The following is a 26553-nucleotide window of genomic DNA, read 5'->3' as shown; positions in this document are numbered from 1 at the left end:
TCAATTCGCATTTGAATTTGAATTAATATTCTTTTTAGTTTTAAAAGGCGCGAAATTGGGCAGTGCCGGAGCATCCGCGCCAGCAATGCGCCGGGTTTTGCTACGCTTGCCGGCGCTGCCTGCGCGTGTTCCCGCTGCGCCGGTGGTTCTTTTTTCCTCCTGTCGCTCCATGCCCCGCCGCAAACTCCACCACCACGTCTATGTCGTCGAGCTTTCGAAGGACGTGCTGAACGAGCCCCGCTTTCGCAAGAACAATCCCGGCTACATCGACGGCAAACCCTGCGTGTACGTGGGCATGACGGGCCTGGACCCGGACGTGCGGTTTGACAAGCACAAGGCAGGCATCCAGGCGAACCGGTTTGTGCAGCAGTACGGCCTGCGCCTGCTGCCCGACCTGTACGAAGGCTTCAACCCCATGAGCTACGAAGACGCGGTGGACCGGGAGATCGAGATCGGCATCGACCTGCGCTCGGCGGGGTTTGGGGTGTGGCAGGCCTGAACCGGTGCCCGCGCGCGCAGGGGCCGGTGCGTCTTTCTTCCTGGAATCGGTTGCGCTTCAGTTTTGATAGCTGCCAGCGCTCATCCATCCAGCGCCAGCAGCCCATTTCACTGAAATCTCAGCGCGCTGGCCAGAAGGCCACAAGCCAGCCTCAGTGCACACGCCCCCGCACAAACTGCAGCGTGGTGTGGGCCACGCGTGCCCCCAGGTACCGCGCCGTGGCCAGGTCTGCCTCTGGCGGCACCACGTCGGCACCCTGGTCGGTGTTGGACTGCGCGGCGGCGCCCAGCCAGAAGCCCAGGCGGTTCAGGTCTTCCTCCGACCCGGTGGACGAGCAGTTGCCCGGGGGCAGCGCCAGGTTCACCCAGTGCATGCCGTGCTGCGCGGCGAACAGGGCCATCTGCATCAGGGTGGAAAGCTTGTCCCCCGAGCGCGAGCCGGAGTTGGTGAAGCCCGCGGCGATCTTGTCCTTCCAGCCGAGGCCTTTGGCCATGACCACGTTGGACGTGGCTTCCTGAAAAGCCTTGAACTGCGCAGAGGCGCTGGCGACATAGGTGGGCGCGCCGAAGATGATGGCGTCGGCGGACGCGAGGTCATTCCATCGCGAAGGCGCTTCTTCCACGGTCATGAGGAGGGGCTCGGTGCCCTCCACCTGCGCCACGCCTTCTTTCACGGCCTGGGCCTGCCGGGCCGTGTGGCCATAGCCGCTGTGAAAGACGATGGCAATGCGCACACCAGGGGCGCGGGTGGGTTGGGGAGTGGGCGTCGTCAGGGTCATGTTCATGCTTGAGTTCATGGGTTGAGAAACTGTGGGTGAGGGATATGAGGGAGGTTGGCTAGGCCGTGGCAAGCTGGGCGTTAGGGGCCTTCGCGGCTGTGCACCACCTGCTCCAGGCGCTCCAGAATGCGCGGCCACAAGCCGCCCATGCGCTCGAAGCTGATGCCATCGTTGGGCCGGAAACCCGCCTGCTCCATGCGCAGCAGCGTGCCGCCGCCGTGCTCCTGCAAGGTCCAGGTGATGTGGGTGATGAGCCCATTGGCCGACTCGGTGCCGTTGCCCCAGCGGTAGGCGAGCTGGCTGGGCTCCTCCACCAGGGTCACCTCGCAGTGCGTCACGCCCGACCAGCCCGGCAGCGGCTGCGCGCGCACCGTGAAGCGGTGCCCCACCTCGGCCACGAAGTCGTTTGGCATGAGCCACTCCTGCATCAGCCAGGACTGGGTGAGCGCGCGCCAGACCTTCTCGCGCGGGTGGGGTAGCTGCCGCTCAAACACCAGGGACCGGGTGCCTTGCGCCGTGGGGGTGGGGCCATGGGATCGGGTTGCGTCAGCCATGGCGCACCGCCTGCAAGGTGAGCGCGACGGCAGCCTCGGGGCTGGAACGGTGATGGCGGTTCTGCATGGTGTCTTTGCTGGAGTGGAGTTGCGCAGTCATTGGTCCATGCGTCCGAGCAGGTTCTCCAGGTCATCCAGGCGCTGGTTCCAGAAGCCGGCATAGACGCTCATCCAGTCCACCAGGGGCTCCAACCCTTCGCGCCGCACCTGGTAGTAGGTTTCGCGCCCGGCACGGCGGTCTTCCACCAGCCCCGCGCGCTTGAGCACGGCCAGGTGCTTGGACACTGCGGGTTGCGAAATGTGGGAATGCCCCGTCAGCACGTTCACGGTCTGCTGCCCCTCCCGGGACAGCTGCTGGAAGATGGAACGGCGCGTGGGGTCCGACAACGCCGCGAAGGTCAGGTCTTCAGGGGATTTCACAGGATATAACTCATTGGTTATGGGTGACGAATAATAACCAAACAGCTATGAATTGGTCAATCCTTCGTAAAAAGATTCAGGCGCGCTGCGCGGGACACGGGATCGTTTGTGCGGCCCACCGGGTGGCACGACAATGCGGGCCCACACGATCCATCCATTCGCTGCGGGCCGGGGAATCCGCCCGTGGCACCCACCCTTTGTCCTTGCCCATGAATTTCGCAAACCGCCTTCAGCTGCTTCCTTCCACAAGCCACCTCGCCGCCCTGCACCTGCTGGACGCTGGCGGCCAGGTGCTGGCCACCATCGAGAACAAGCCCGGCCAGACGGGTTCGCTGGCCGTGTATGCCGCGCTGGCGGCGCTGTATGGCGGCCGCATCACGCCCGCGGCCGCCACCCTGGGGCTGGAGTGGTACGCCGAGCATGTGGCCGACGCGCAGGCCTTCCCGGGCAAGCACCCCAACATCGACCGGCTGCTGGCCTGGGCCCAGGGCAGCGAGAGTTTTGGGGCCCGCACGGTTTCCGCCTGAAACGAAAAAAAACCGCGGTGGCAGCGGCGGCTTGTCGAAAACGCGCGGGCCCGTTCGTCGTCAGGGTGTGAACACGTTGAATGAGCGATATGGTTGAGCGGCTCACGCCTTCATCCACCCTGATGTCCACCCCCAAGGAGACCCCAGCATGACCACCAACACCCCCCCCACAGGCACCGTCACCCTGCACCGCGTGCTGCGCGCACCGGCCGAGCGCATCTACCGCGCGTTCCTGGACCCCGACGCCATGTGCAAGTGGCTGCCGCCCCATGGGTTCACCGGCCGGGTGCTGAGCCTGGATGCCCGCGTGGGCGGCACCTACCGCATGCAGTTCACCAACTTCAGCAACGGCCAGACGCATGCGTTTGGTGGCGAGTATGTGGAGCTGGTTCCGGGCGAGCGCATCGTGCACACCGACCGGTTCGACGACCCCAACCTGCCGGGCGAGATGCGCACCACCATCCAGCTGAAAAAAGTGATCGTGGGCACCGAGGTGTCCATCGTGCAGGCGGGCATTCCGGCCGTGATCCCCGCCGAGGCGTGCTACCTGGGCTGGCAGGAGTCGCTGCAGCTGCTGGCGCTGCTGGTGGAGCCGGAGATTCCGGCGGAGTAAATCGGTGCCGGCCGGGCCATGCACACGGCCCGGCCGCAAGGTGAACGGCAGCGCACCGGCAGGCGGTGCCGCGCCACGCGCCCGCCGCCCCAGCCCCTCCCCTTCCCTCAATTCACATCACATCACATCACTTCACTTCAGCCACTTGTCGGCGGCTTGCTTGATGGTGCCCCGGCTGTCCACCAGGCCCCACACGAAGCCCATCACGCGCACATAGTCGGCATCGTCGGTGGGCAGCATGAAGCCCAGGTAGTTCTTGGGCGTGAGCGGTGCATCCACGAACGCGGCGTGCAGGCGCGGGTCGGCCTTGGCATAGTGCAGGGCCTCGTACGTCTCGGTGATCATCACGTCGCCCTTGCCCTCGGCGATCAGCGCGGGGATCTCGGCGTTCTTGTCGTGCGTGCTGACCTGGGCTGTTTTCAGGTTGGCCAGCACATAGGTTTCGTTGGTGCCCCCGGGGTTCTTGATGACACGCACCGTGGGCTGGTTCATCGCGTCCACGCTGGTGTATTTGGCCTTGTCGGCCGCGCGCACCAGGGCCACCTTGCCGAAGGGTGCGTAGCCGGGCAGCATGTCAAAGATGCGCATGCGGTTGACGTTGCGCGTGATGCCGCCCACCGCCACATCGAACCTGTCGCCCTGCAGGTCCTTCACCAGGTTGGGCCAGGTGGTGGGCACGTATTCGATCTTCACACCCAGCTCCTTGGCCATGGTCTCGATCACGTCGATGTCATGGCCCGAGTAGCCCGCGTCGGTCTTGATGGCAAACGGGCGGTAGTCGCCAGGCGTGCCCACGCGGATGACCTTGGCCTCCATGATCTTGTCGAGCCGGGGGCCGGCCTGCGCGGCCTGGCTGAAAGCAAGGCTGGCCACCAAGGCGGCTGCGGCAAGGGCGAGGATTTTCTTGGGGATCATTTCGAGGTTCTCCAGTGGGTGAAAGGTGGCTTGGCGAAGGGTGTGGCAGCACGGTGCACCGGCCACGCGGGCCGCAGCGGCCGGCACACCCCGTCGCCGCAAACATTACAGCAGGCCCCCGGGCAAAAGCCAGGGGCGTTCATCCGGGGTGGTGCCAGCGGCGCAGGACGGGCAGTGCACGCGTGCATGGACGCGCGTTGACGGCAGCGTTTGCACAACACCCCAGCGTTGCAAGCGGCGTGCCATGCAGGCCCGCACCGCGCAGGGGCCGGCACGCCCAGGCTCCGTCCACGGCCAATGCTCTATTTTTTATAGCATATTGCGCTTGTCCAATAAGCGCTACGCGCCCATTTCTTGTCAAACTCGGTTACCCTGCCCGGTTCAGCAACAAGGACTCGCCATGAAAAAACTCAACGTCACCATCCAACTCGAAATGACCGTGCCCGATGACTGGGAGCTGGCCGATACCTCCGAGGGCACGCCCGTCATCAAGCTACCCGATGGCAAGTACATGGACATCGCCATCGAACCGCTGTTTGCGGCCGACCCCGAAGACCTGTGGGCCAGCACCGACGACGAGGACGTGCTGGACGACATCCTCGACATGGTGGACAGCGAAGCGGTGACGTACGAGTTTGTGACGCACTGAGCGGTGGGACAGGGGACAATGCCGGCGTGGGGCGCCCCCGCCCCACGCCGCATCCAAAGCAGAAAACTACACTTTTGATAGCGGCCGGCGATTTCACCATGAGCGCTGGCGCCCTATTTCACCCAAGCACCATTACAGCTGCGAGCGCAGCCAGCCCGTCAGTTTCTCGTGCGCCTTCTCCCGCAGCGGGCGGTCCCGCCAGGCCTCGTACGTCACGCGGCGTGACCGCCGGATGTCGTCTTCAAACACCGCTGTCTGGCGCCTGGCGAATGCCGCGTCGTACACGTTGAGGTTGGCCTCGTCGTTCAGGCGGAACGAGCGGTTGTCGAAATTGGTGGAGCCCACCGACACCAGCAGCTGGTCCACGATCATGACCTTGCAGTGGTACATGGTGGGCGTGTACTCATAGATCTCGGCCCCGGCCTGCAGCAGCTCGCCCCAGGTGGCGCGGGATGCGGCTTTCACCGTCTCGGTGTCGGTGTGTTCGCCGGGGGTGACCAGGCGCACGCGCACGCCGCGCGCCAGGGCGTCCATCAGCAACTTGCGGGTCAGTTCATCGGGCACGAAATACGCCACCGACAGGTCGATGCTGCGCTCGGCCGCCGTGATGGCCAGGTGGTACATGAGCTGCATGCTCTCGCTGCCGCTCGAAGGCGAGCTGGAGAACATCTGCGCCTTTTGCGTGCCCGCCGGCGCGATGGCCGGGAAGTACGCCTCGCCATGCAGCACCTTGCCGGTGACCTTGAGCCAGTTGTCCAGAAATGTGGCCTGCATCTGCGCCACGGCGGGGCCGCGCACCAGGTAGTGCGAGTCGCGCCAGTGGTCGGGGTCCTGTGCGTGGCCCGTCCACTCGGGCGCGATGCCCACGCCGCCGGTGAACGCCACCTGCCCGTCCGCCACCAGCAGCTTGCGGTGGGTGCGGTTGTTCAGGCGCGCCAGGTTGTACCAATGGGGCTTGTGGAACTTCTCGATCTGCACGCCCGCCTCCTTCATCTCGGCCAGGTAGCTCTCTTCCATCTTGGCGCTGCCCACCCAGTCGAGCAGCACATGCACCGGCACGCCGGCGCGGGCGCGCTCGCTCAGGGCGTCGGCAAACTGCTTGCCGATGTCGCCCGACCAGTAGATGTACGTCTCGAACGTGACGCTTTTTTGCGCCGCCTGGATGGCCGCCAGCATGGGCGGAAAGATCTGGTCGCCGTTGAGCAGCTCGGTCACCGCATTGCCGCCCACGATGCCCGGGCCCAGCAGGCTGCCCAGCGCGCGTTCGAACTGCGGGTGGGCGGTGCTGTACAGGCGCGGCAGTTGTTGCTGCACCTTCTTCTCGCCGGCCGTGAAGTTGAGCGCCAGCAACACCAGCGCGCCCGTGGCCAGGGCCGTGAGAAAAACCGTGAGCAGGGTGGAAGGGCGGCGGCGGTGGGCGGCTTTCGGCATGGCGCGATGGTAGGTGGCGGCCCGGCGGAGCAATGTAGGCGGACACCGCCAACACCGGGGGCACAATCGCTGGTGCGGGTCGCGACAGCGGCCGCATCGCACCGTCTCCCCAAACACACACCACTGCGCTTTTTATCCCTGCCCTGCCGTGTCTGAATCTGCCCGCCCTGCCCTCGTCCACCCAGCCCTCCCCATCAACCGTCGCAGCGCCCTGGTGGGCGCGGCGGGTCTTCTGGCGCAGCCCGCCATGCTGGGGCTGCTGCACGCCAAGCCCTTGCCACCCGCGCCCACCGTATGGCCCCAGGCGCTGCAGGTGCCGGGGGGCGTGGCGCGGCTGTCGCTCGGGCCCGCGGCCATGCGGCCGGTGGCGCAGGTGCGCCAGGGCGATGTGGATGTGCCGCTGCGGGTGGTGGGCGATGCCATCGAATGGACCGCCCTCGTGGGCATCCCGCTGGCCGCCGCGCCCGGCGATGCGTTCATCACCGTGCTGGCCGAAGGCGGCGGCAGCCCGCGCCTGGTGCACTACACCGTCGCGCACAAGCAGTACAAGGAGCAGCACCTGCAGGTGTCGCCGCGCACGGTGGACCTCTCGCCCGAGGACCAGGCACGCTACGAGCGCGAGCGCGAGCACCAGGCCGGGGTCATGGCCACCTTCACCGAGCAGCCCGCGGGCCAGGCGCCGGCATCGCCGCGCATGCGCGTGCCGGTGCCGGGGCGGCGCTCCAGCTCGTTCGGGCTGCGGCGCGTGTTCAACGGCCAGCCGCGCAACCCGCACAGCGGCATGGACATCGCCGCGCCCACGGGCACGCCCATCGTGGCGCCGCTGGCGGGCCGGGTGATCGACGTGGGCGACTACTTCTTCAGCGGCGGCACGGTGTGGCTCGACCACGGCCGGGGCCTGCTCACCGTGTACGCCCACCTCAGCAGCAAGGACGTGCGCGTGGGCGACGTGGTGAACGCGGGCGACGCGTTCTGCAAGGTGGGCGCCACCGGCCGCGTGACCGGCCCGCACCTGCACTGGGGCGTGATGCTCAACCGCACCATGGTGGACCCGGCGCTGTTTGTCCCCGCATAGCTATTATTTTGATAGCTTCTTGCGCTTGATGGACAAGCGCCAGCGGCCAATTTCATTCAAACACAATTCCCCGCATGACCTCGCGCCTGATCCGCTTCAACAAACCCTATGGCGTGCTGAGCCAGTTCACCGCCGAAGGCAAGTGGCAGGGCCTGAAGGACTACATCGACCTGCCCGGCGTGTATGTGGCGGGGCGGCTGGACGCCGACAGCGAAGGGCTGCTGCTGCTGACCAACGACGGGCCGTTGCAGGCCCGCATTGCCGACCCGCGCTTCAAGATGGAGAAGACCTACTGGGTGCAGGTGGAAGGCATCCCGGGCGAAGCCGCGCTGGCCGCGCTGCGCAGCGGCGTGGTGCTGAACGACGGCCCCACCCTGCCCGCCCGCGCGCGCCTGCTGGCGCCCGCGCCTGCCGTGTGGGCGCGCAACCCGCCCATCCGCGAGCGCAAGGCCATCCCCACCGCGTGGATCGAACTCATCATCCGCGAAGGCCGCAACCGCCAGGTGCGGCGCATGACGGCCGCCGTGGGCCACCCCACGCTGCGGCTCATCCGCGCGGCCATCGGGCCCTACACGCTCGACGGGCTGGCGCCGGGCACCTGGGCCGATTGAATCGAGGCAGCTACGCCGCCACCGCGTCCATGCGGCGCGACAGTGCCGAGCCGCGCGCCCGCAGGAACACACGCAGCCCTTCGGCATAGTCCGCACTGACGGCCTGCTGCACCGAGGCGCGCGCGGCCAGCGCTGTGCGCCAGCGCAGCACACGTGGCAAGCCTTGCCAGAGACCCAGGCCGTCCACGCCCGGCAACGTGTCGATGACGTCGAAGTACCGGAACACGGGGCCGAACACCACATCCACCATGCCGAAATCCGGCCCCGCAAAGTACGGCCCCGCGCCGCTGAACGCACCCAGCGCTTCTTCGAGCTGCACGAAGCGGCCGCGCAGCTCCTGCGCGCGGGCCCGCAGCGCGGCTTCATCCGGCGCGGCGTAAAAAGCGCCGATGGTGTTGAGCACCGTGGAGCCAAATTCCATCCACGCACGGTGGCGGGCGCGCTGCAGCGGGTCCTGCGGGTGCAGTGTGGGCATGGCGACCTCGTCCAGGTACTCGCAGATCACCGCCGACTCGAACAGGCTCTGGCCGCGCACCTGCAATACCGGCGTCTTGCCCAGCGGCGAGAGGGCCAGGAACCAGTCGGGCTTGTGGGCGAGGTCGATGGTGCGGCGCTCGAACGCCAGGCCCTTCTCGCGCAGCACGATGGCCACGCGCTGCACATACGGGCACAGCGCGTGCGAGACCAGCGTGAGCGCGGGCGCGCCAGCCGCTGCTGCGCTCACGGTGCCAGCCCCTCGGCGCGCAGCGCGGCCTGCACCTGCGGGCGGGCCGCCACGCGTGCCATCCAGGCCTGCAGATGCGGGTAGGCCGTGAGCGGCATGCCCAGCAGGTGGGCCCAGTTGACGATGGTGAAGCCATACGCATCGGCCACGCTGTACGCGCCCGCCAGGAAGTCGCTGCGCGAGAGCACGGCATCCAGCTCCGCAAAACGCGCGGCCAGCTTGGCCTTGGCCGCCTGCCGCGTGGACTCGGCCGTTTCCTTGTGCCACAGCCAGGGGCTGAAGCCCTTGTGCAGCTCGGTGCTGACGAAGGTGAGCCACTCCAGCACGGCCAGGCGCTCGCGCGAGCCGGGCTTGCCGATCAGCGCCTGCGCCGGGTCCAGGTCGGCCACGTACTGCAGCAGCGCCGCGCCTTCGGTGTGGCGCGACTGGTCGTCCAGCTCCAGCAAGGGCACGTAGCCGCGCGGGGAGATGTCGAGGTAGCTGGCACCCGTCTCGGTGGTGTGGTGCGCCAGGTCCACCTTGGTCAGGTCGAAGGGGACGCCGACCTCGCGCAGCGCAATGTGGACGGCGAGCGAGCAGGCGCCGGGGGCGTAGTAGAGCTTCATGGCAGTGGCGGGCTTTCTGTGCAAAAAGGGGTTGGGAGCATCGCCGCTGCACACAGCGGTGGCACGGGCGACAGGCAGAATTTATGATTGCATTTATGCAAAAAAAATACGCATTCATGAAAACATCCATTGCACCAGCGCAATACCGCCTGGGCGCCGCCGAGCTGGAGGTGCTGCTGGCCATGGTGCGCACCGGCACGCTGGCGGCGGCCGGTGAGCGACTGGGCGTGGATGCGTCCACCGTGTTCCGCGCCATCCAGCGCATCGAGCGCGGGCTGGGCCAGCCACTGTTCGAGCGCTCGCGCGCGGGCTACCGCGCCTCGGAGCTGGCCCAGGCCCTGACCGAGCAGGCCGAGCGCGTGGAAGCCGCGCTGGAGGCCGCTCGCACCGCCACGCAGGCGCAGCCCGAGCAGGTCTCGGGCACGGTGCGCATCTCCACCACCGACACCATCCTGCAGGGCCTCATCGCCCCCGCCCTGCAGGTGCTGCAGCCCCGCCACCCGGCCCTGGTGTACGAGCTGCATGCAGGCAATGAACTGGTGAGCCTCACGCGGCGCGACACCGACATCGCCGTGCGCGCCACCAGGCGCCCGCCGCAACATCTGGTGGGCCGGCAGCTGGGCATGATCCGTTCGGCGCTGTACACCGCAGCCTCGAACCCGCTGGCACTGTCCGACGTGGAGGCGGGCCGCGCGGCCTGGGTCGCGCCCGACGACTCCATGCCCGGCCACCCCTCGGTGCGCTGGCGCAAGAAGCAGTACCCCAGGGCGCAACCCACCTACCGCGTCAACAGCCTGCTCACCGTGATGGAACTGGTGGCCCGGGGCGCGGGCGTAGGCGTGTTGCCCACCTTCCTGGCCCAGGGCCGCGGCGACCTGCGCCCGCTCACCGGCTCGCTGCCCGAGTGCGACAACGGGCTGTGGCTGCTCACGCACCCCGAATCGCGCCACCTGCGGCGCATCGCGGCGGTGTACGGGCACCTGGCGGACACGGTGCAGCTGCCCTGAGGGACTCCGGCGATTCCTGCGGCCCGGCCCATTCCGCCGGCCGGCTCCAGGGCTTTTGGCCCGGCCTGCGGATGGGCGCGCAGGCCGGGCAGCTTCATGCCCAAGGCATTTTGTACTAATACAATTATTTTTCAAAAGTACAATTTGCCTCCACCACCTGCCCTGCAGACAGGTGCGAGGAGTTCACATTGCCCGATACCCTCTCTCCCCCAGGCACGGGCTGGAAGGCGCGCAGCCTGGCCGGCTTCATCCAGCACGCGGGGCCGCTGTGGGCCCAGCGGGAAGACCATGGCTGGGCCTATGGCTTCGCGGTCGGACCGCAGCACCTCAACCCCGCGGGGGCGGCCCACGGCGGCGCGCTGATGACCCTGATGGACCACGCCCTCAGCGCCGTGGCCTGGGAAGCCTGCGGCCGCAGCCCCTGCGTCACGCTGCAGCTCGATTCCCATTTCGTGAGCCCGGTGCGGCCCGGCCAGTTCGTCGAGGCGCGGGCCGAGGTGATCGAGCGCACCGGCAGCCTGGTCTTCATGCGCGGCGAGCTGCGCGCGGGCGCGAGCCTGGTGCTGACGGCCCATGCGCTCATGAAAGCCATGAAATGAAGCCGGCCAGCCCCGCACCGGCATCTGCCCGCCGCCACGCCGTGGCCGAAATTCCTTTGTACCCTGACAAGGAGCGCGCCCTGGACATTCCCGCCCACCACAGCCTGATGGCCCTCTTCGGCGCCCGGCCGCACCACGGCGCTGCAGCCGACGCGGCCACAAATGGGTTTACGCTTGCCGGTTTGAAGCTCCAGAACCCGCCCATGGCCTCCCGCTCCAAGCCCGCCCCGCCCCCCGCCGACACCAAGCCGACCAAAGGCGTGCGCGTGCGGCCCGTGCCCGCCGTGACACGCTCCATCGCCATCCTGCGGCTGCTGGGCGAGCACAAGCAGCCGCTCACGCTGAAGACGGTGGCCGAAGCCTTGCACCTGGTGCCCAGCACCTGCCTGCACATCCTGCGGGTGCTGGTGGCCGAAGACCTGGTCACGCTCGACCCGTCGACCAAGCGCTACGCGCTGGGCACCGGCATGATCAGCCTGGCCCGCAGCGTGCTGGAGGGCGGCGGCTTCACGCAGCTGGTGCAGCCGGTGCTCGACCGCCTGGCCGCGCAGTTCGGCGTGACGGCCATGGGGGTGGAGATCACATCGCGCCAGACGGTGATGGTGCTGGCGCTGTCCCGCTCCAGCCAGCCGTTTCGGGTGCACACCGATGTGGGCAGCCAGTTCGAGACGCTGGTCAGCGCCACGGGGCGGCTGATCGCGGCCTACAGCGGCGAAAGCTGGCCCGCGCTCAAGGAGAAATTCGCCCGGGTGGTGTGGGACAAGGCCCCCACGTACACCACCTGGAAGAAGGAGGTCGAGCTCACGCGGTCCCGGGGCTGGAGCCTGGACCGCGACAACTTCATGGCCGGCATCACGGTCGTGGCCGTGCCCGTCTTCGCGCCGGGCGGACGGCTGGTCCATACCCTGGTGGTGGTCGGGCTCAGCAGCCAGATGGGTGCCGCCGTGGTGCAGCAGCTGGCCCAGGTCATGCAGCGGGAGGCGGCCGAGCTGTCTCGCCTGCTGGGCGGGAGCTGACCATGCCGGCGCCCGGTACCGCGGCGGCACAGACCCTGCTCAAGACCATCACCATGCCCGCGGACATCGATGCCAGCGGCCAGGTGCCCACGGGCTGGCTGCTGGCCACCATGGACCTCGCGGGGGCCGTGCTGCCGGGGCAGCATTTTGGAGCGCCGGTCGAGCTGGTGGGGCTGTCCGACGTCACGCTGCTGGCCCGGCCCCGGCTGGGCCAATGTGTGACGTTCACGGGCCGCCTGGTGTCCAGCAGCGGCGAGGATGCGTGTGTGGCCATCGAGGCCTGGTGCGAGGAGCGCGGCCGGACGGGGGGCACCCCGCTGATGCGCGCCCAATTGCGCTATGTGCCCGCCACCATCGAAGTGCCCGGGAATCTCTTCCCGGGCACGTTCCAGGCGGGCTCCTGAGCGGAGCCTTGCGTCAGTCCGCGCGGATGCCCGCGGCCTTGATGATGGGCGCCCAGCGCTGGCGCTCCTTCCTGGCGAACTCGATCAGGGCCGCGGCCGTTCCCCCCGCGGGCTCGAAGCCCAGTTCCAGCAGGCGCTGGCGCACTTCGGGCCGGGCCAGCACCTTGTTGACCGCCGCATTGAGAACACCGGTCACCGCCGCCGGCGTGCCCCTGGGCGCATACAGCGCGTTCCACGCCACGAACTCGAAACCCGGATGGCCCTGCTCCGCGATGGGCTTCACGCCGGGCGCCAGGTTGCTGGCGGTTGCCGACGTGACGCCAATGGCGCGCAGCTTGCCGGCCGCGATGTGGGGCCGCAGCGCCAGGGGCGTGTCGATGACCGCCGGCAGCTGGCCACCCAGCACGTCGGTCACCGCGTTGCCCGAGCCTTTGTAGGGCACGCCGAACAACGGGGCCGACGAGCGCTCCTTCAGGAACTCGACCACCAGGCGCGCCGAGGTGCTGGGCATCGCGATGTCGGCCGAGCGGGGGGCGCGTTTCACGGATTCGAGCAGTTCCGCCACGGAATGGTGGGGGGCATTGGCCCCCACCGCCAGCACCATGGGAAACGTGCCCACCATGGCGATGGGTTCGAAATCCTTCTCGGGGTCGAACGCCAGCTTCGCATAGAGAAACTGGTTGAGCACATGGGTGGCGTTGGTGCCCATGGTCAGGGTGTAGCCGTCGCCCGGGGCCTGGGCCGCGAGCTCGGTGCCCAGGTTGCCACCGGCACCGGCCCTGTTCTCGACGACGATGGGCTGGCCCAGTTCCCGGCCGAGCTGCTCGCCCAAAAATCGGGTGGCCACATCGGTGCCCTGCCCCGCGGCATAGGCCACGATGATGCGGATGGGCTTGGTGGGATAGCTGGGGTGCTGGGCCTGGGCCTGCGCGTGGGCAGCGGGCATCGCCCACAGCAAACTGGCAGCGGTCATGATGGCAGCGAAGGTTCGCATGCTTGTCTCCTTTATTTTTTGTGCTCTGCAGATCAGAGAGGGCGGGTGCGCGCGACACCCCGGGTATACAGGTCCCGCCTCTGGGCGTCATTGAATCCGAGATCGGCCAGCACCTCGTCGGCATGCTGGCTGAAAGCCGGGGGCGGCGCTCCCGGCAGGGCCGGGGTGCCGTACAGCCGCGCCGGTCCGCGCAGCGCCGTGAACGCGCCCTGCCGGATGATCATCTCGCGGTGCGCGCAGTGCGCCTGGGCCAGCGCCTGCGGCACGTCGTTCACCACCCCGGCGGGCACCCCCACACGCATCAGCGCCTCGCACAGCGGCTCGCAGTCTTGCGTGGCAATCGCGGACTCGATGATGTCCTTGAGCGCCTGGCGGTGCGCGATGCGGTCTGCGTTGGCGTGGAACCGGGGATCCTCGGGCAGGCCCGGGCACCCGATGTGCTGGCTGAAACGGCGGAATTGGCCATCGTTGAGGATGCCGATGAACACATGCCCGTCGCGCGCCCTGAACTTGTCGTACGGGGCGATGTTGGGGTGCGCGCTGCCCAGCAGGCCCGGGGCCTTCTTCGACGCGAACCAGTTCGATGCATGCGGCAGCAGCAGGCTCAGCGCCGTGTCGTACAGCGTGGCCTCCACCCGCTGCCCGGCACCGCTTTTGTGCCGGCTGCACAGGGCCATGAGGATGCCGGTGAGCGCCACATAGCCCGTCAGATGGTCCACGATGGGAATCCCCATGCGCGTGGCGCCCGTGGCCGATTCGCCGTTGATGCTCATCAGGCCGCACTGCGCCTGCAGCACCGCGTCGTAGCCTGGCAGGCCGCCCAGCGGCCCGTCGCGGCCAAAGCCCGAGATGGCGCAGTAGATGAGGCGCGGGTAGCGTTCGGCCAGCACGTCTTCGTAGCCCAGGCCCCATTTCTCCATGGTGCCGGGCAGGAAGTTCTCCACCAGCACATCGGCATCCCGCAGCAGGCGGTGCAGCACCTCGTGCGCGTCGGGCTGGCTCAGGTCCAGGCTGATGGCCTTCTTGCCCCGGTTCAGCGCGGCGAAGTACGCGGAGTGGCCCATGTCGTCGTATGGCGGTCCGAGGTGCCGGGTCTCGTCGCCCCCTGGCGGCTCGATCTTGACCACCTGGGCGCCATTGTCGGCGAGCATCTGGGTGCATAGGGGGCCTGCGAGCACGCGGGTGAGGTCCACCACCCGCAGGCCTTCCAGCGCCGGGGCGCTGAAGCTTGTCATGCTGCTATTCACCCGCGGCGGGGCAACACCACCACGCCACCGCCAAGCACCGACAGCTCGCCGTCCTGGTTGTGCGCCTCCTGTGCGATCTCGACCAGGTGCTTGCCGCCCTCCTCGAACTTGCGCGTGACCTTGCCCTTGATGAAGAGCATGTCGCCCTCGGGGTTGTGGCGGCGAATCTTGCAGCTGGCCTTGTGCAGGAAACCCGTGTCGCCCATCCAGTTGGTGAGGTGGTGCGTGAGCCACGAGGTGCGCTCGGGGCCGTAGTCGTACGCGCCGGGCGCGCCCACTTCGAGCGCGAAGTCTTCTTCCCAGTGCACGCGCTCGGGCACGTCCGGGATGCCGAAGCGGTTCTTGATGCCCACGCCCGGGTGCGCGTCGATCAGCTTCCAGGCCAGCTTGTTGGCGCGGATGTACAGGCCGCCCCAGCCCTGCGCGTAAGCGATGAAGCCGGTCACGGTCATCGGCCCCTTGAACATGGTGGGCAGCTCGTCGCCCACGTTCACGTCGTCCCAGTAGCGGGGCGTGGCGCCGCGCACTTCCTCGTTGCGGTAGAGCTTGTAGGCCTCGTTCAACTCTTCGTCGGTGTACTGGCGCGGGCCGCGTTCGCGCACGTTCTGGTATTTGCTGCCCTGCTCCCGCGCATGGTCGCGCTCGGTGCGAAAGCACCAGCTGTCGGCCTCGGCCACCTTGTCGCCGTCCTGGTTGAAGAAGTCCACGTGGTAGATCTGCTGGATGGCCCGGCCGGCAAAACGCGTCTGGTGCTCGATCAGGTCCTTGAGCGAGGCCTCGGTCGAGATCACGTCGTTGCGGCGCACGGGCTTGTGCCAGGTCCAGTCCGCACCCGACCACATGGCGTGCACGCCCGGCAGGCCGCCCACATAGCCCGACACGATGCGGCTTGTGGCGAACAGGAAGCTGGGCAGCGCGACGATGCCGCCGTAGTGGCTCCTGGCCGCGTAGTCGGGGTCGCACCACAGGGGGTTGTCGTCGCCGATGCCGTGCGCGTAGTGGCGGATGTTGTCGCGCGTGGCCTCGTGGCACCAGGGCTCGGCGGTCTGGCCGATCTTGATGCCGATGCGCTCGCGCAATTCATCGAGGCCGCTGTCGGTGATCTTGGGAAAGCTGCGCTGCGGGGTGGTGGCAATGGACATGGGTGGAGTCTCCTTGGGGTGGTGGTGGTGATGAATGAATGGATGGATGGACGGACAGACGGAGGGAAGAAGGGACCGCGGGTGGCGGGGTGCTCAGGCGCAGGCCACCGCTTCGCGCTCCCGCAAGACCTTGCGGTGCACCTTGCCGGCGGGGGTCTTGGGCAGCTCCGCCACGAACGCGATGTGGCGCGGGTATTCGTGCTGGCTGAGCTTGGTCCTGACAAGGTTCTGGATCTCGTCGATGAAACCCTCGCTGCGCTCGCGGCCTGACACGACGAAGGCCTTGACGACCTGCCCGCGCAGTGCGTCGGGCACGCCGATCACGGCAGCTTCGAGCACGTCCTCGTGCATGAGGATGACGTTCTCGATCTCCACCGCGCTCATGGTCCAGCCCGCGGAAATGATCACGTCGTCGGCACGGCCGCTGTGGAAGAAATAGCCGTCCTCGTCGGTGCGGCCCAGGTCCTTGGTGGGTATCCACTGGCCGCGCCGCAAGACCATGAGCTGCCCCGTGGTGCCCGGCGGGCAGATGTGCCCCTGCGCGTCGTGCACCTCGACCCGGGTGCCGGGCACGGCCTTGCCGAGCGAGCCGCGCTTGACCGGGAAGTCGCTGGCGCCGGGGTAGCTCACCAGCACCACGCCGATCTCGGTCGTGCCGTACATGCTGCACACCTCCAGGCCAAAGCGCTCGTGCACGAAGTCGGCCGTGTCGTCGTCGATGGGCTCGCCGGTGAACGACAGCTTCGTGAAGTGATAGGCGTGGTCGCCCGCCTTGCCGCAGTTCTTCATCATGCGGTAGTGCGTGGCGGCGGCCGACATGTTGGTGAAGCGGTGGGCCGACAGCGCCTGCAGCAGCCGCTCGGCGTTGAACCGGCCGCTGTAGCTGCCGATCGTCAGGCCTAGCGCCAGCGGCGCCAGCGTGCCATGCCACAGGCCGTGCCCCCAGGCGGGGGACGACGGGCACATGAAGCGGTCGCCGGGGCGCAGCCCCGTGCCGTACAGCGCGGCCACCATCAGCGTGACCAGCGCCTTGTGGGTGTGCTTCACGGCCTCGGGCAGCTCCCGCGTGGTGCCGGACGTGTACTGGAACACGGCCAGGTCGTCGGCCCGCGACGTGCTGGCGTAGGTGGCAGGCAGCGCCTGCAGCTGCTGCCACAGCGCGTCATCGAAGACCTCGAACGCGGCGGTGCCCAGGCCCTCGACGACCCCGCGCTTTTCCTCGTTGGTAATGAGTAGGCTCGGCTTGCAGTCGCCCACCCGCAGGCGTACGCCGTCGGGGCCGAACAGCGTGAACAGCGGCACAGCAATGGCGCCCCGCTTGATCACGCCGAACATCGCCGTGTAGAACGCCCGCGAGGGCTCCAGCATGATCGCCACACGGTCGCCGCGCTGCACGCCGCGGCCTTCGAGAAAGTGTGCGAAACGGGCCGAATCCCGCGAGAGTTCGTCGAAGGTGATGGTTTCGTCCACGCCATCGGCGCGGCAGACGATCACCGCATCGCGGCCCGCACCGGCATGGCGGTCCACGCACTCATGGGCGATGTTGAACGCAGTGCGGTCCCCATCGAAAAGATCCCACAGGCGCTCGGTCGCGAAGTGGCTCTGGGCATCGGCGTAGCTGGCGTAGTCGGTCAGGCGTTTCATGGCTGCATGGGCTCTGTGTGTCGGTGCATGCAGTCTCGATTCTTCGACATTGATTGTCAAATACGACCATAAATTGTCTCAATACAATCTTTAAAAATGCACTCCATCGGCTCCTAGCGCTATTCGCGTGCCCGCGCGAACGGGGTTTCAAGGGCCCCGCGAGGCCGCGCGCAACGCACCATTGCTGCCAGTACGCTGTCACCAGCGCGCACTACAGTGCAGGGCCACCCACCGACCGGAAGGAATCCGCGTGACCACCCAGTTCTATGGCGCCTCCAGCCTCGACGGCTTCCTCGCCACGCCCGACCACGACCTCGGCTGGCTGCTGCAGTTTGGCGAGATCGAGGGCTCCAGCTACCCCGCTTTCATCCGCGATGTGGGCGCGCTGGCCATGGGCTCGCACACCTACGAATGGATGCTCAGAAATGCCATCGACGCGGGCCAGCCCTGGCCCTACCCGCAGCCCACGTGGGTGTTCAGTTCGCGCAGGCTGCGCGCGATTCCCGGTGCCGACGTGCGCTTTGTGCAGGGCGACGTGCGGCCCGTGCACCAGGCCATGGCGCGGGCCGCAGCAGGGCGCAATGTGTGGATCGTGGGTGGCGGCGAACTCGTGGGGCAGTTCCATGACGCGGGCCTGCTGGACGAGCTGATCGTGCAGATCGCACCGGTCACGCTGGGCGCGGGCGCGCCGCTGTTTCCGCGGTCCATCGTGCAGCCCACGCTGCGCCTGAAGTCAGTGGCCACGCTGGGCGGCATCTTCGCGGAGCTGCGCTACGAGGTGCCGCGGCCGTAGAGGCAAGATTTGCTATATTTTATATAGCAACCTAGATTGATACTGCAAGCGCCGCAAGCCGTCCCGTCTTGCACGTCCCCTCACGCCAGCGGCACCGCCTTGTGCACGGGATGGGACAGCACCAGCGATGTGGACACGCTGCCATGGGCCGCCAGCGCATCGACCACACGCTCCAGGTCGGCGGGCTGGCCGAAGGCGCAACGCACCACGAAGCAGTCCTCGCCCGTCACGCGCACGGCATCCAGCACTTCGGGCATGGACTGGAACAGCTGCACGTAGCGCTTGATGTGCTCGTGCGTGGTGCGCACCCGCACCACGGCCTGCAGGCCCAGGCCCACGGCGGCCAGGTCGATGCGCGCCGCGTAGCCCGAGATCACCCCCGCGTCCTCGAGCTTCTTCACGCGCTCGCTCATCGCCGGCTGCGACAGGCCGATCTTCTTGCCCAGCGCCGACAGGCTCTGCCGCGCATCGTCCTGCAGGGCCATGAGGATCTGCCGGTCTTTCTTGTCCAGTTCCACGGGGATGGTTCCTTTGCGATGCTTTCAAGGTTTGGGGGCGCGCTTTCCGATGAAGCCCGCTGGCCGCGGCGGCATGGTTTTCCTATCGTCGGGGGGCAGTGATGGATCTGCTTTCACGACAAGGAACACCAATGGCGACGCGACCTGTTTTGCTCATTCCCGGCATCCACAACTCCGGCCCCGGGCATTGGCAGTCATTGTGGCAAACCCGGCACGCGGACGTGGCGCGCGTGGAGCAGGCGGACTGGGATCACCCCGTGTGCGACGCGTGGGTACAGGCGCTCGACGACGCCATCGCGGCGGCGGCGCAGCCCCCCATCCTGGTCGCCCACAGCCTGGGCTGCCTGGTGGCGGTGCACTGGGCCGCACGCCACCACCGGCCGCTGCACGCCCTGCTGCTGGTGGCCGTGCCCGACCCCGAGGGCCCGGCGTTTCCCGCCGATGCCCGGGGCTTCTTCCCGCTGCCCGCCGCGCTGCCGACAATGCACAGGCTCATGCTGATGAGCAGTACCAGCGATCCCTACTCCACCCCCGGTTTTTCGGCGCGGTGCGCGGGCGCGTGGAACGCCGAACACGTGGTGCTGGGCGCGCTCGGCCATGTGAATGCCGACAGCGGCCTGGGCGACTGGCCCGCGGGATGGGAGCAGGTGGCGCGCTGGCGCGGGCAGTGAGGCCGCCGCCCGGCTTCGCCAGGCCCCGCGCATCCCGCAAGGGCCTCAGCCTCCGGCCGCCTGGGCCTGGTCGATCGCCAGGTACCGTTTGACGAGGTCAAAGAAGCTCTCGTAGAACGTGTCCTTGGAGATGGTCTCGCTCCCCACCTTGACCAGCGATTCGCTGCTGGCGGAAAACGGCAGCGAGACCGAGCCGATGGCGCCCACGCCCACGCTGGCGGAGTTGTTGGTCTTGCGCAGCGCATAGGTGTCCTGCAGCGCGGTCACGAACCCCAGGCTCACCTTGCCATCGCTGGCCTCCGGCAGGCACACCACGCGCACCACCATCTGCAGGTGCGACTCGGCCTCCGGCTGGAAGCTCTTCTTGCCTTCCACCAGCTCCGTCTGGTGGGTGGAGATGATGTAGCCCTGGCTCAGCAGCGCGCGGCGCGAGGCCTCGCAGGTCTGCTGCGGGGTGGCATCGAACAGGCGCGAGTAGGTGGCCACCGATCCGAAGTTCTCCGGCACGGCGAAGGTCTTGGCACCCGTGGCCGAGCAACCTGGCAAGGCCAGCGCCGCGGCTCCTGCCGCCAGGGCCGCCACGAAAGTCCGGGCGCGGCGCAGAGCCGGCGCCCCGCCGGGAAATCCGCGGGAGGAAGGCGCGCCCAGGGCGCCTGGATCAATGGGGGTGGTCGAAGGAAAGCTCAAACCGGCACTCCTTTTGTGTCATGGATCATCATCGGCCGCGCCTGCCCGCAAGCGGGCGCCAGCCCAAGAGGTGGTGTGACGGGCCAGGCCGCCCGCAGTTCCCTTGCGCGAGGCAACGGGGTCGCCGGCGGCGGCCCATTGCGATGGCTTCGCAGTATGGCCCGCATGGCGGGGTGGCGATGTCAGCGGGCAGCCCGTTCCCCCGCACACAAGGTATCAAATTGCTGCGCCCTGGTCCGCACCGCTGCGCCCGCGCCTCAGGGCCTGGCCTGGGAGAGAAGCTTTTCCAGCCGCTGCAGGCGCTGGGCCATGGCGGCCAGTGCCTCCTCCTTGGCCTGCAGGTCCTTCTGGAGCGCATCGATCCTTTGCTGCTGCGCCACCGTGCGCTTGTCCAGCGCCTGGACACCCGCCAGCGCCACGCCGTCAGGATCGATGGTGGCAATTTTCGTATCGCTGTCCCCCAGGCGGAAAGCGGCGGAAAAATCCTGCGCCATGGGCCCCATGTGGCGCACCGCAAGGCCTTCTGTCTTGTAGTTCCAGGTGGTCACCGGCACCGCGCGCAGGCGCCGCAACACGTCTTCACCATCGACCGCCGCAAAGTTCTCCTTGAGATTGCGGTCGGAGACGGAGGACCACGAGCCGCCCCCCGCGCCCACCGCGACCCCGGCCGCCAGGCCCGCGTCGGTGTAGATCGTGAAGCCGCCCGAGGACCGGAAGATGGCCTGGTTCGTGCCCGACGGGGTGATCGCGGCATCGCTGGAGCGGTCGGTCCACACAAAGCTGCCGTAGAAATTGGACCCGCCGGTGGACAGATAGCTCATGCGCAGGCCGGTGGTGGCCGCGGCATTCGTATACAGGTTCACGCCGCCCGCGGCCCGCACATTGAAGGAATTGTTCACCCCCGCGCGGAAGTAGGTTTCTGGCGAGCAGGACACGCCGCCGTCGCAGAAGGTGGGAAACGAACGGTCGGCAAAAACGAACGAGCCCTGCCGCGCGTTGGTATGCGCGCCCATCCCCAGCGCCACCGACGCGAAGCCGGAGGCGACGTTGTACAGCCCCATGGCCACGGAGTTGCCGTTGGCCGCCACCGTACCCTGCCCCACGGCGAAGCCATAGTCGCCCGAAGCCCTGGCGTTGTAGCCGAACGCCGTGGAATACATGCCGATGTTGGCGTCGTCCCACTGGGTGCCGTCGATCTGCCCGGCGCGCAGGGACGCTTTTTGCGGATACCACAGGAACCGCGTGCCCGGGCCTTCGGCCGGCGCGCCCCCCATGCCGTTGGAAAAGTCGCCCACCGACAGGATGGCGCCGTCGTTGTCCACACGCACACGCTCCTTGTCGTGGTTTTGTCCATCCAGGTACAGGCCGCTGGCAGACAGCGACAGCAGTGGCGTATTGCCGGCCGAACCCAGCGTGGCGGCACCGACCAGCTTGAGGTTGACGAGCGCGCTGGCCGTGGTGGCAGCCTGCTGCACGGCGGGCGCGAACTGGACAGCCCCCGTTAGGTCACCCGTGGCGCCAGTGGCCCCCGTCGCGCCGGTGGCCCCGGCCGGGCCCGTGGCTCCCGCGGGACCGGCCGCACCCGCTGGCCCGGCCGCGCCAGCCGCCCCTGCGACGCCAGCGGAGCCGGTGGCGCCCGTCGCTCCCGTGGCGCCAGCCGCGCCTGCCTGCGCCACCAGCGCCCAGACGGCAGGGCTCACGGAGGGGTCGGCGTTGATCGAGTCCGAAGCCGAGACCTGCAGGTAGGTCGAGCCGCCCTGGCTGACCAGCGTGCCGGAGGCATAGGCCGTGGCCGCGGACCAGGCACCCATGTAGCTGCCCGCAAACGAGCCGGCCGCCCCGGTGGCCCCCGTCGCACCGGCGGGGCCCGCGGTGCCCGTGGTTCCTGCCGCGCCTGCGGGCCCCGTGGCCCCCACAGGCCCCTGAAGCCCCTGAGGCCCCGCACCGCCGGCGGCGCCGGTGGCCCCCGCGGGCCCCTGGGGCCCGGTCGGCCCCGTGGGGCCGGTGGCGCCCGTGGCCCCCACGGCCGAAGCCTGGCACGGACCGAGCACGCCGGCCGCTCCGTAGCACACCCGGTTGGCCACCGCCGGGGAAGCCCCGATCCCCGGTGCGGCGATGGCGCCGCCCTCATCCACGCGAAAGCGGATCTGCGTTCCGCTGGCGTCCTTGACGGCAAACCCCGAGCCCGCCGCCGGCCGGATCGTGACGTCCGCCGCCTGCGCGGCAGGGCCCCACATCGCGGCCGCAAGCAGGCTGAGGAACAACGGGCTGGCATGAACGCGCGGGGAGGACATGGTCGGAAGCTCTTTCTTCGGTGATTTCTTGCCTTGCGGAGACGGGGGATGGCGGCCGCGCGGGCACGCCACTACAGCGGGGCCGCACACCCCGCCTGGAGGGCGGCCGTGGCAGGCTTGCGCCCTCGCCCACCGGCCCGGCCGCGCAGGTGGGCGCTTGCATGCCGAATCACGGTCGCAGGCCCTGGCCCCATGGGTGAAACATTTTCTCACAATGACCACCCAAAACCCTGCCTGAACCCCGCCCCGGCGGTTCAACGGTGGCGCGTTGATGCGTGCCCGCCACAGCGGCCACCGGACGGGCAAAGACGACGCACACGCAGCCGCCACCGGAGTGGGAGCAGAGTGCCGGAAAGCTACACTATTGATAGCTAGAATCCATTGAATATCAAGCGCCACCCTCCAGTCCGTCCATCAAAGTGGCAGGAGGGTGCGCACCGCCGCCGCCCCCTCGGCCCGACCCGCTTCCCCGCTTCGCTCCATCCATGCCGCTCGCCACCCTTTTGTGCCTGGTCGTCGCCATCAGCGACGGCGACACCCTCACCGCGCGCTGCGGTACGCCCGGCGCCTACCGGCAGGTCAAGGTGCGCGTGGCCGCCATCGACGCACCCGAGTCGCGCCAGGCCTTCGGACAGAAGTCCCGCCAGAACCTGGCGCGGCTGTGCTTCAGGCAGCGCGCCACCTTGCAGGCCGTGGACCGGGACAGCTATGGCCGCACGGTGGCCAATGTGCGCTGCGCAGGCACCGACGTGGCCACGGCCCAGGTGCGGGCTGGCCTGGCCTGGGTGTACACGCCCTACGCCGCCAGCCACCCGCACCTGGCGCCGCTGCAGCAGCAGGCGCGGGGCGGCGGCGCGGGCCTGTGGTCCCAGCGGCGCCCGCTGGCGCCCTGGGACTACCGGCACCGGCACGGCCGCTGAAGCCTTCCGCGCCCCCAGGGCAAGGTGCACGCTCGCCACGGCGGAGGATGCGGCGGCGCGGTCGGCCCAGCACGGCGCCACTTTGAGGGATTTGCGCGGCGCGGGCCCGGGCGGCGCCGCACAACCGGTAGCATCCAGGGTCCTTCGCACCAGGCCTGGCGGCGCATTGCACCGCACCGGGCCGATCCGTCACCCCTCCCCCGCCCATGTCCACCCCTGAGCCCACGCCCATGGCGCCCGCCGCCAGCGTCTACCGCCATTCCGGTTTTGTTTCCTTTCTGATCGCCCGCGTGGTGGCCGTCGTGGCCACGCAGGTGCAGGCCGTGGTGGTGGCCTGGCAGGTGTACGACCTCACGCGCGAGCCGCTGGCGCTGGCCTATGTGGGCCTGGCGCAGTTCCTGCCCATGCTGTGCCTGCTGCTGCCGGCGGGCGACCTGATCGACAGGTTCGAGCGCAAGCGCATCCTGGCCATCAGCTGGAGCGTGGGCGGGCTGTGCAGCGCCCTGCTGTGGTGGCTGTCGGGCCACGGGGCCAGCGGCGTGGCGGGCATCTATGCGGTGCTGGTGCTGTACGGCTGCTCGCGCGCGTTCTCGGGCCCGGCCATGCAGAGCCTGCTGCCGCAGATCGTGCCGCGCGGCCAGCTCGCGCAGGCCATCGCGGCCAACAGCATGCTCATGCGCGTGGCCAGCATCGGCGGGCCGCTGCTGGGCGGGCTGCTGTATGCGCTCGGCGGCGGCGAACTGACCTACGCCGTGTGCTGCGCCTGCTTCGGGCTGGGCGTGGCGCTGCTCCTGCGCGTGGTGGTGGCGCACGCCACGGCGCCCGGGCCCACGCAGGGGACGATGTTCGAACGCTTCGGGGCGGGCATCACCTTCATCCGCTCGCGGCCGATCATCCTGGGCACCATTTCGCTGGACCTGTTCGCGGTGCTGCTGGGCGGCGTGGTGGCCCTGCTGCCCATCTATGCACAGGAGGTGCTGCACGTGGGCCCCGCGGGCCTGGGGGCGCTGCGCAGCGCCATGGCCGTGGGCGAGGTCGGCGCGGGGCTGTACCTGAGCATGCGCCCCTTCAACCGCCATGTGGGACGCACCATGTTCGTCGCCGTGGCGGTGTTTGGCGCGGCCAACCTGGTGTTCGCGCTCTCCAGCTGGTTCTGGCTGTCGTTCGCGGCGCTGATGGTGGCCGGCGCGGCCGACATGGTGAGCGTGTACATCCGCGGCGCGCTGGTGCAGTTCTCCACGCCCGACACCATGCGCGGGCGGGTGAACGCGGTGAACATGCTGTTCATCGGCTCGTCCAACGAACTGGGCGAGTTCCGCGCCGGCACCAGCGCGTCGTGGCTGGGCGTGGTGCCGGCGGCCGTGGTGGGCGGCCTGTGCACGCTGGGCGTGGTGGGCGGCTGGATGCTGGCGTTCAAGACGCTGCGCACGGTGGACCGCTTCGAGGAAGCCGCGCAGGCCACCGGCGCTGCGCCCGCGGGCGCGCGGTAGCAGGCGGGCGGAAACCAATCGACACATCCTCCGGGCCGTTTGTGTCGCGCAGGTAAAACCCGCCGCACAGGCTTGCGCGGCGGCGCGGGGCGGCGCACCATGCGCCCACTTGCACCTGGCCTGCCGCCCAACCTCTCCATGACCTCGCCACCACGCCCCGCCCCCTTGCGCCGCCGCACCGTGCTCGCGGGCTTGCTGGGCGCGGCGGCCGGGGCGCTCCCCGGCATGGCTTGCGCGACGGGGATGGAGGCATGGAGCACCGCCGACGAGCCCACCCTGGCCCGCCTGCTGGACCGCATCACCTGGGGCTGCACCGCCCAGGGCGCGCAGGCGCTGGCCCCCCAGGGCGCGCAGGCCTGTCTGGCCGCCCAGTTGCGCCCCCCGCCCGCCGCGCTGCCGCGCGAAGCCCAGGCCCGCATCGACGCGATGACCATCTCCCGCGTGCCCGCCGAGGCGCTGGCCCTGGAAATGGACGCACGCCACCGCGCCGCCAAGGCCCTGCCCACCGAAGACGCGCGCAAGGCCGCGCTCAAGGCCTGGCAGCAGGACATGCGCGCCCTGCAGCAGGAGGCGGCCGAGCGTTTCGTGCTGCGCGCGCTGTACACGCCCGCGCAGCTGCGCGAGAAGATGACCTGGTTCTGGATGAACCACTTCAACGTGTTCGCGGGCAAGGGCAGCCTGCGCGCGCTGGTGGGCGACTACGAGGAGCGTGCCGTGCGCCCCCATGCGCTGGGCCGCTTTCGCGACCTGCTGGGCGCCACCGCGCGCCACCCGGCCATGCTGCGCTACCTGGACAACGCGCAGAACGCAGCCGGCCGCATCAACGAAAACTATGCGCGCGAGCTGATGGAGCTGCACACGCTGGGCGTGGACGGCGGCTACAGCCAGCAGGACGTGCAGGAGCTGGCGCGCGTGCTGACCGGCGTGGGCGTATCGCTGCGCCCGCCCGGCGAAGAGCCGCCGCGCATGAAGCCCGCACTGCGCCGCCATTACGTGCGCCAGGGGCTGTTTGAGTTCAACCCCCAGCGCCACGACTGGGACCCCAAGACGCTGCTGGGCCAGCCCTTGCGCGCCGAAGGCCTGGCCGAGGTGGACGAAGCGCTGGACCGCCTGGCCCGCGCTCCCGCGACCGCGCGCTTCGTCACGCGCAAGATCGCGCTCTTTCTGGTGGGCGACAACCCGCCGCCCGCGCTTTTGCAGACGCTGGCCCGCACCTTCGAACGCACCGATGGCGACATCGCCGCCGTGCTGGAAGCACTCTTCAACGCCCCCGGATTTCGCGCATCGCTGGGCCAGCGTTTCCGCGACCCGGTGCACTATGTGCTGGCCGCCCTGCGCCTGGCGCAGGGCGACGCCGTACTGCCCGGCGCGGAGCCCGCGCTCGCCTGGCTGCAGCGCCTGGCCGAGCCCCTGTACGGCCGCGCCACGCCCGACGGCTACCCGCTCGATGCGGCCGCGTGGTCGGGCTCCGGGCAGATGTCCACGCGTTTCGAGATCGCCCGGGCCATCGGCGCCGGGGCCGCCACGGCCCCCGCCCCGCGCGAGGACGGGATGGCCGGGCCAGCGGCACCGCAGCGCACACCCCCGCCGCTGGCGCAAAGCGCCTACGTGCGCGCCCTGCAGCCCGCCTGGTCCACCGCCACGCGCAACGCGCTGGCCCAGGCGGCGTCGCCGCGCGAATGGAACCTGCTGTTCCTCGCATCACCCGAATTCATGCATGGATGAG

At 69.0% G+C, this 26553-nt stretch carries 29 protein-coding genes; 15 read left to right on the top strand and 14 right to left on the bottom strand.

The window, feature by feature from the left end:
* Positions 1-169 precede the first annotated feature (169 nt).
* Positions 170-499: a hypothetical protein gene (locus AC3RCE_RS08585; protein ID WP_218294004.1), complete on the top strand. Its 330-nt coding sequence runs from the start codon at positions 170-172 to the stop codon at positions 497-499.
* Between the two features lie 151 nt (positions 500-650).
* Here AC3RCE_RS08585 and AC3RCE_RS08580 read toward each other — a convergent pair whose 3' ends face one another.
* From AC3RCE_RS08580 to AC3RCE_RS08570, 3 genes are all read right to left on the bottom strand, one after another.
* Complete coding sequence (locus AC3RCE_RS08580) at positions 651-1277, bottom strand: flavodoxin family protein (RefSeq protein ID WP_492245643.1); 627 nt, start codon at positions 1275-1277, stop codon at positions 651-653.
* Between the two features lie 80 nt (positions 1278-1357).
* Positions 1358-1831 (bottom strand): SRPBCC family protein, encoded by a 474-nt coding sequence (locus AC3RCE_RS08575; RefSeq protein WP_218340725.1) that lies wholly within the window; start codon positions 1829-1831, stop codon positions 1358-1360.
* A gap of 96 nt (positions 1832-1927) precedes the next feature.
* A complete protein-coding gene (locus AC3RCE_RS08570) occupies positions 1928-2251 on the bottom strand; it encodes an ArsR/SmtB family transcription factor (protein ID WP_492245621.1) in 324 nt (107 codons plus the stop codon).
* A 209-nt stretch (positions 2252-2460) separates the two neighbouring features.
* On the opposite strand from AC3RCE_RS08570, the gene AC3RCE_RS08565 reads away from it, so the two are divergent.
* The gene (locus AC3RCE_RS08565; RefSeq protein ID WP_492245620.1) at positions 2461-2778 is read left to right on the top strand and encodes a DUF2322 family protein; all 318 of its coding nucleotides are present in this window, start codon (positions 2461-2463) and stop codon (positions 2776-2778) included.
* A gap of 148 nt (positions 2779-2926) precedes the next feature.
* Positions 2927-3391, top strand: a complete 465-nt coding sequence (locus AC3RCE_RS08560; RefSeq protein WP_492254927.1) for an SRPBCC family protein — start codon at positions 2927-2929, stop codon at positions 3389-3391.
* 132 nt (positions 3392-3523) lie between these two features.
* Here AC3RCE_RS08560 and AC3RCE_RS08555 read toward each other — a convergent pair whose 3' ends face one another.
* Positions 3524-4306, bottom strand: coding sequence for a transporter substrate-binding domain-containing protein (locus AC3RCE_RS08555; protein WP_492245619.1), 783 nt, complete (start codon positions 4304-4306; stop codon positions 3524-3526).
* Between the two features lie 400 nt (positions 4307-4706).
* Between AC3RCE_RS08555 and AC3RCE_RS08550 the strand changes: the two genes are divergently transcribed.
* On the top strand, positions 4707-4955 hold the full coding sequence (locus AC3RCE_RS08550; protein WP_218293999.1) for a hypothetical protein: 249 nt from the start codon (positions 4707-4709) through the stop codon (positions 4953-4955).
* Between the two features lie 132 nt (positions 4956-5087).
* On the opposite strand, the gene AC3RCE_RS08545 is transcribed toward AC3RCE_RS08550, so the two are convergent.
* The gene (locus AC3RCE_RS08545) at positions 5088-6386 is read right to left on the bottom strand and encodes a phospholipase D-like domain-containing protein (RefSeq protein WP_492245618.1); all 1299 of its coding nucleotides are present in this window, start codon (positions 6384-6386) and stop codon (positions 5088-5090) included.
* A 148-nt stretch (positions 6387-6534) separates the two neighbouring features.
* Between AC3RCE_RS08545 and AC3RCE_RS08540 the strand changes: the two genes are divergently transcribed.
* On the top strand, positions 6535-7461 hold the full coding sequence (locus AC3RCE_RS08540; RefSeq protein WP_492245617.1) for a peptidoglycan DD-metalloendopeptidase family protein: 927 nt from the start codon (positions 6535-6537) through the stop codon (positions 7459-7461).
* 74 nt (positions 7462-7535) lie between these two features.
* Positions 7536-8072: a pseudouridine synthase gene (locus AC3RCE_RS08535; RefSeq protein ID WP_492245616.1), complete on the top strand. Its 537-nt coding sequence runs from the start codon at positions 7536-7538 to the stop codon at positions 8070-8072.
* Positions 8073-8082: 10 nt separating this feature from the next.
* Here AC3RCE_RS08535 and AC3RCE_RS08530 read toward each other — a convergent pair whose 3' ends face one another.
* Both AC3RCE_RS08530 and gstA read right to left on the bottom strand, forming a co-directional pair.
* Positions 8083-8796, bottom strand: coding sequence for a glutathione S-transferase family protein (locus tag AC3RCE_RS08530; RefSeq protein ID WP_492245615.1), 714 nt, complete (start codon positions 8794-8796; stop codon positions 8083-8085).
* Positions 8793-9401, bottom strand: a complete 609-nt coding sequence (gene gstA / locus AC3RCE_RS08525; RefSeq protein WP_369641954.1) for a glutathione transferase GstA — start codon at positions 9399-9401, stop codon at positions 8793-8795. The genes AC3RCE_RS08530 and gstA overlap by 4 nt, the downstream gene beginning before the upstream one ends.
* A 116-nt stretch (positions 9402-9517) precedes the next feature.
* Between gstA and AC3RCE_RS08520 the strand changes: the two genes are divergently transcribed.
* From AC3RCE_RS08520 to AC3RCE_RS08505, 4 genes are all read left to right on the top strand, one after another.
* Entirely contained in the window at positions 9518-10408 is an 891-nt protein-coding gene (locus AC3RCE_RS08520; RefSeq protein ID WP_492245614.1) for a LysR family transcriptional regulator, read from the top strand.
* 188 nt (positions 10409-10596) lie between these two features.
* The gene (locus tag AC3RCE_RS08515; protein WP_218293992.1) at positions 10597-11007 is read left to right on the top strand and encodes a PaaI family thioesterase; all 411 of its coding nucleotides are present in this window, start codon (positions 10597-10599) and stop codon (positions 11005-11007) included.
* Complete coding sequence (locus AC3RCE_RS08510; protein WP_492254926.1) at positions 11004-12023, top strand: IclR family transcriptional regulator; 1020 nt, start codon at positions 11004-11006, stop codon at positions 12021-12023. Before AC3RCE_RS08515 ends, AC3RCE_RS08510 begins: the two co-directional genes overlap by 4 nt.
* Positions 12024-12025: 2 nt before the next feature.
* Complete coding sequence (locus AC3RCE_RS08505; protein ID WP_492254925.1) at positions 12026-12427, top strand: hypothetical protein; 402 nt, start codon at positions 12026-12028, stop codon at positions 12425-12427.
* Positions 12428-12440: 13 nt separating this feature from the next.
* Here AC3RCE_RS08505 and AC3RCE_RS08500 read toward each other — a convergent pair whose 3' ends face one another.
* The 4 genes from AC3RCE_RS08500 to AC3RCE_RS08485 all read right to left on the bottom strand — a co-directional run bounded on the left by AC3RCE_RS08500 (position 12441) and on the right by AC3RCE_RS08485 (position 17454).
* Positions 12441-13421 (bottom strand): Bug family tripartite tricarboxylate transporter substrate binding protein, encoded by a 981-nt coding sequence (locus tag AC3RCE_RS08500; RefSeq protein ID WP_492254924.1) that lies wholly within the window; start codon positions 13419-13421, stop codon positions 12441-12443.
* Positions 13422-13453: 32 nt separating this feature from the next.
* Positions 13454-14656, bottom strand: a complete 1203-nt coding sequence (locus tag AC3RCE_RS08495; RefSeq protein ID WP_492254923.1) for a CaiB/BaiF CoA transferase family protein — start codon at positions 14654-14656, stop codon at positions 13454-13456.
* Positions 14657-14664: 8 nt separating this feature from the next.
* Positions 14665-15804 (bottom strand): FAS1-like dehydratase domain-containing protein, encoded by a 1140-nt coding sequence (locus AC3RCE_RS08490; protein WP_218294456.1) that lies wholly within the window; start codon positions 15802-15804, stop codon positions 14665-14667.
* 99 nt (positions 15805-15903) lie between these two features.
* On the bottom strand, positions 15904-17454 hold the full coding sequence (locus AC3RCE_RS08485) for an acetate--CoA ligase (protein WP_492254922.1): 1551 nt from the start codon (positions 17452-17454) through the stop codon (positions 15904-15906).
* 250 nt (positions 17455-17704) lie between these two features.
* Between AC3RCE_RS08485 and AC3RCE_RS08480 the strand changes: the two genes are divergently transcribed.
* On the top strand, positions 17705-18247 hold the full coding sequence (locus AC3RCE_RS08480; protein ID WP_492254921.1) for a dihydrofolate reductase family protein: 543 nt from the start codon (positions 17705-17707) through the stop codon (positions 18245-18247).
* Between the two features lie 80 nt (positions 18248-18327).
* Here the strand turns inward: AC3RCE_RS08480 and AC3RCE_RS08475 are convergent, their stop codons facing one another.
* The gene (locus AC3RCE_RS08475; protein WP_218293986.1) at positions 18328-18765 is read right to left on the bottom strand and encodes an Lrp/AsnC family transcriptional regulator; all 438 of its coding nucleotides are present in this window, start codon (positions 18763-18765) and stop codon (positions 18328-18330) included.
* Positions 18766-18896: 131 nt separating this feature from the next.
* Here AC3RCE_RS08475 and AC3RCE_RS08470 point away from each other — a divergent pair, with 131 nt between their 5' ends.
* The gene (locus tag AC3RCE_RS08470; protein WP_369641948.1) at positions 18897-19436 is read left to right on the top strand and encodes an RBBP9/YdeN family alpha/beta hydrolase; all 540 of its coding nucleotides are present in this window, start codon (positions 18897-18899) and stop codon (positions 19434-19436) included.
* A gap of 45 nt (positions 19437-19481) precedes the next feature.
* Here AC3RCE_RS08470 and AC3RCE_RS08465 read toward each other — a convergent pair whose 3' ends face one another.
* Both AC3RCE_RS08465 and AC3RCE_RS08460 read right to left on the bottom strand, forming a co-directional pair.
* A complete protein-coding gene (locus tag AC3RCE_RS08465) occupies positions 19482-20018 on the bottom strand; it encodes a DUF2242 domain-containing protein (protein ID WP_370627835.1) in 537 nt (178 codons plus the stop codon).
* A 362-nt stretch (positions 20019-20380) separates the two neighbouring features.
* The gene (locus AC3RCE_RS08460; RefSeq protein ID WP_492254920.1) at positions 20381-22417 is read right to left on the bottom strand and encodes a tail fiber domain-containing protein; all 2037 of its coding nucleotides are present in this window, start codon (positions 22415-22417) and stop codon (positions 20381-20383) included.
* Between the two features lie 485 nt (positions 22418-22902).
* On the opposite strand from AC3RCE_RS08460, the gene AC3RCE_RS08455 reads away from it, so the two are divergent.
* The 3 genes from AC3RCE_RS08455 to AC3RCE_RS08445 all read left to right on the top strand — a co-directional run bounded on the left by AC3RCE_RS08455 (position 22903) and on the right by AC3RCE_RS08445 (position 26552).
* The gene (locus tag AC3RCE_RS08455; protein ID WP_369641946.1) at positions 22903-23337 is read left to right on the top strand and encodes a thermonuclease family protein; all 435 of its coding nucleotides are present in this window, start codon (positions 22903-22905) and stop codon (positions 23335-23337) included.
* 206 nt (positions 23338-23543) lie between these two features.
* Positions 23544-24827 carry an MFS transporter gene (locus AC3RCE_RS08450; protein WP_492254919.1) on the top strand — a complete coding sequence of 428 codons (1284 nt, stop codon included), beginning with the start codon at positions 23544-23546 and terminating at the stop codon, positions 24825-24827.
* A gap of 138 nt (positions 24828-24965) precedes the next feature.
* A complete protein-coding gene (locus AC3RCE_RS08445; protein ID WP_492254918.1) occupies positions 24966-26552 on the top strand; it encodes a DUF1800 domain-containing protein in 1587 nt (528 codons plus the stop codon).
* Position 26553 lies beyond the last annotated feature (1 nt).

It is taken from the genome of Acidovorax sp. GW823-FHT05D11, from assembly GCF_058795695.1.
This window is presented reverse-complemented; position numbering and strand designations above follow the sequence as displayed.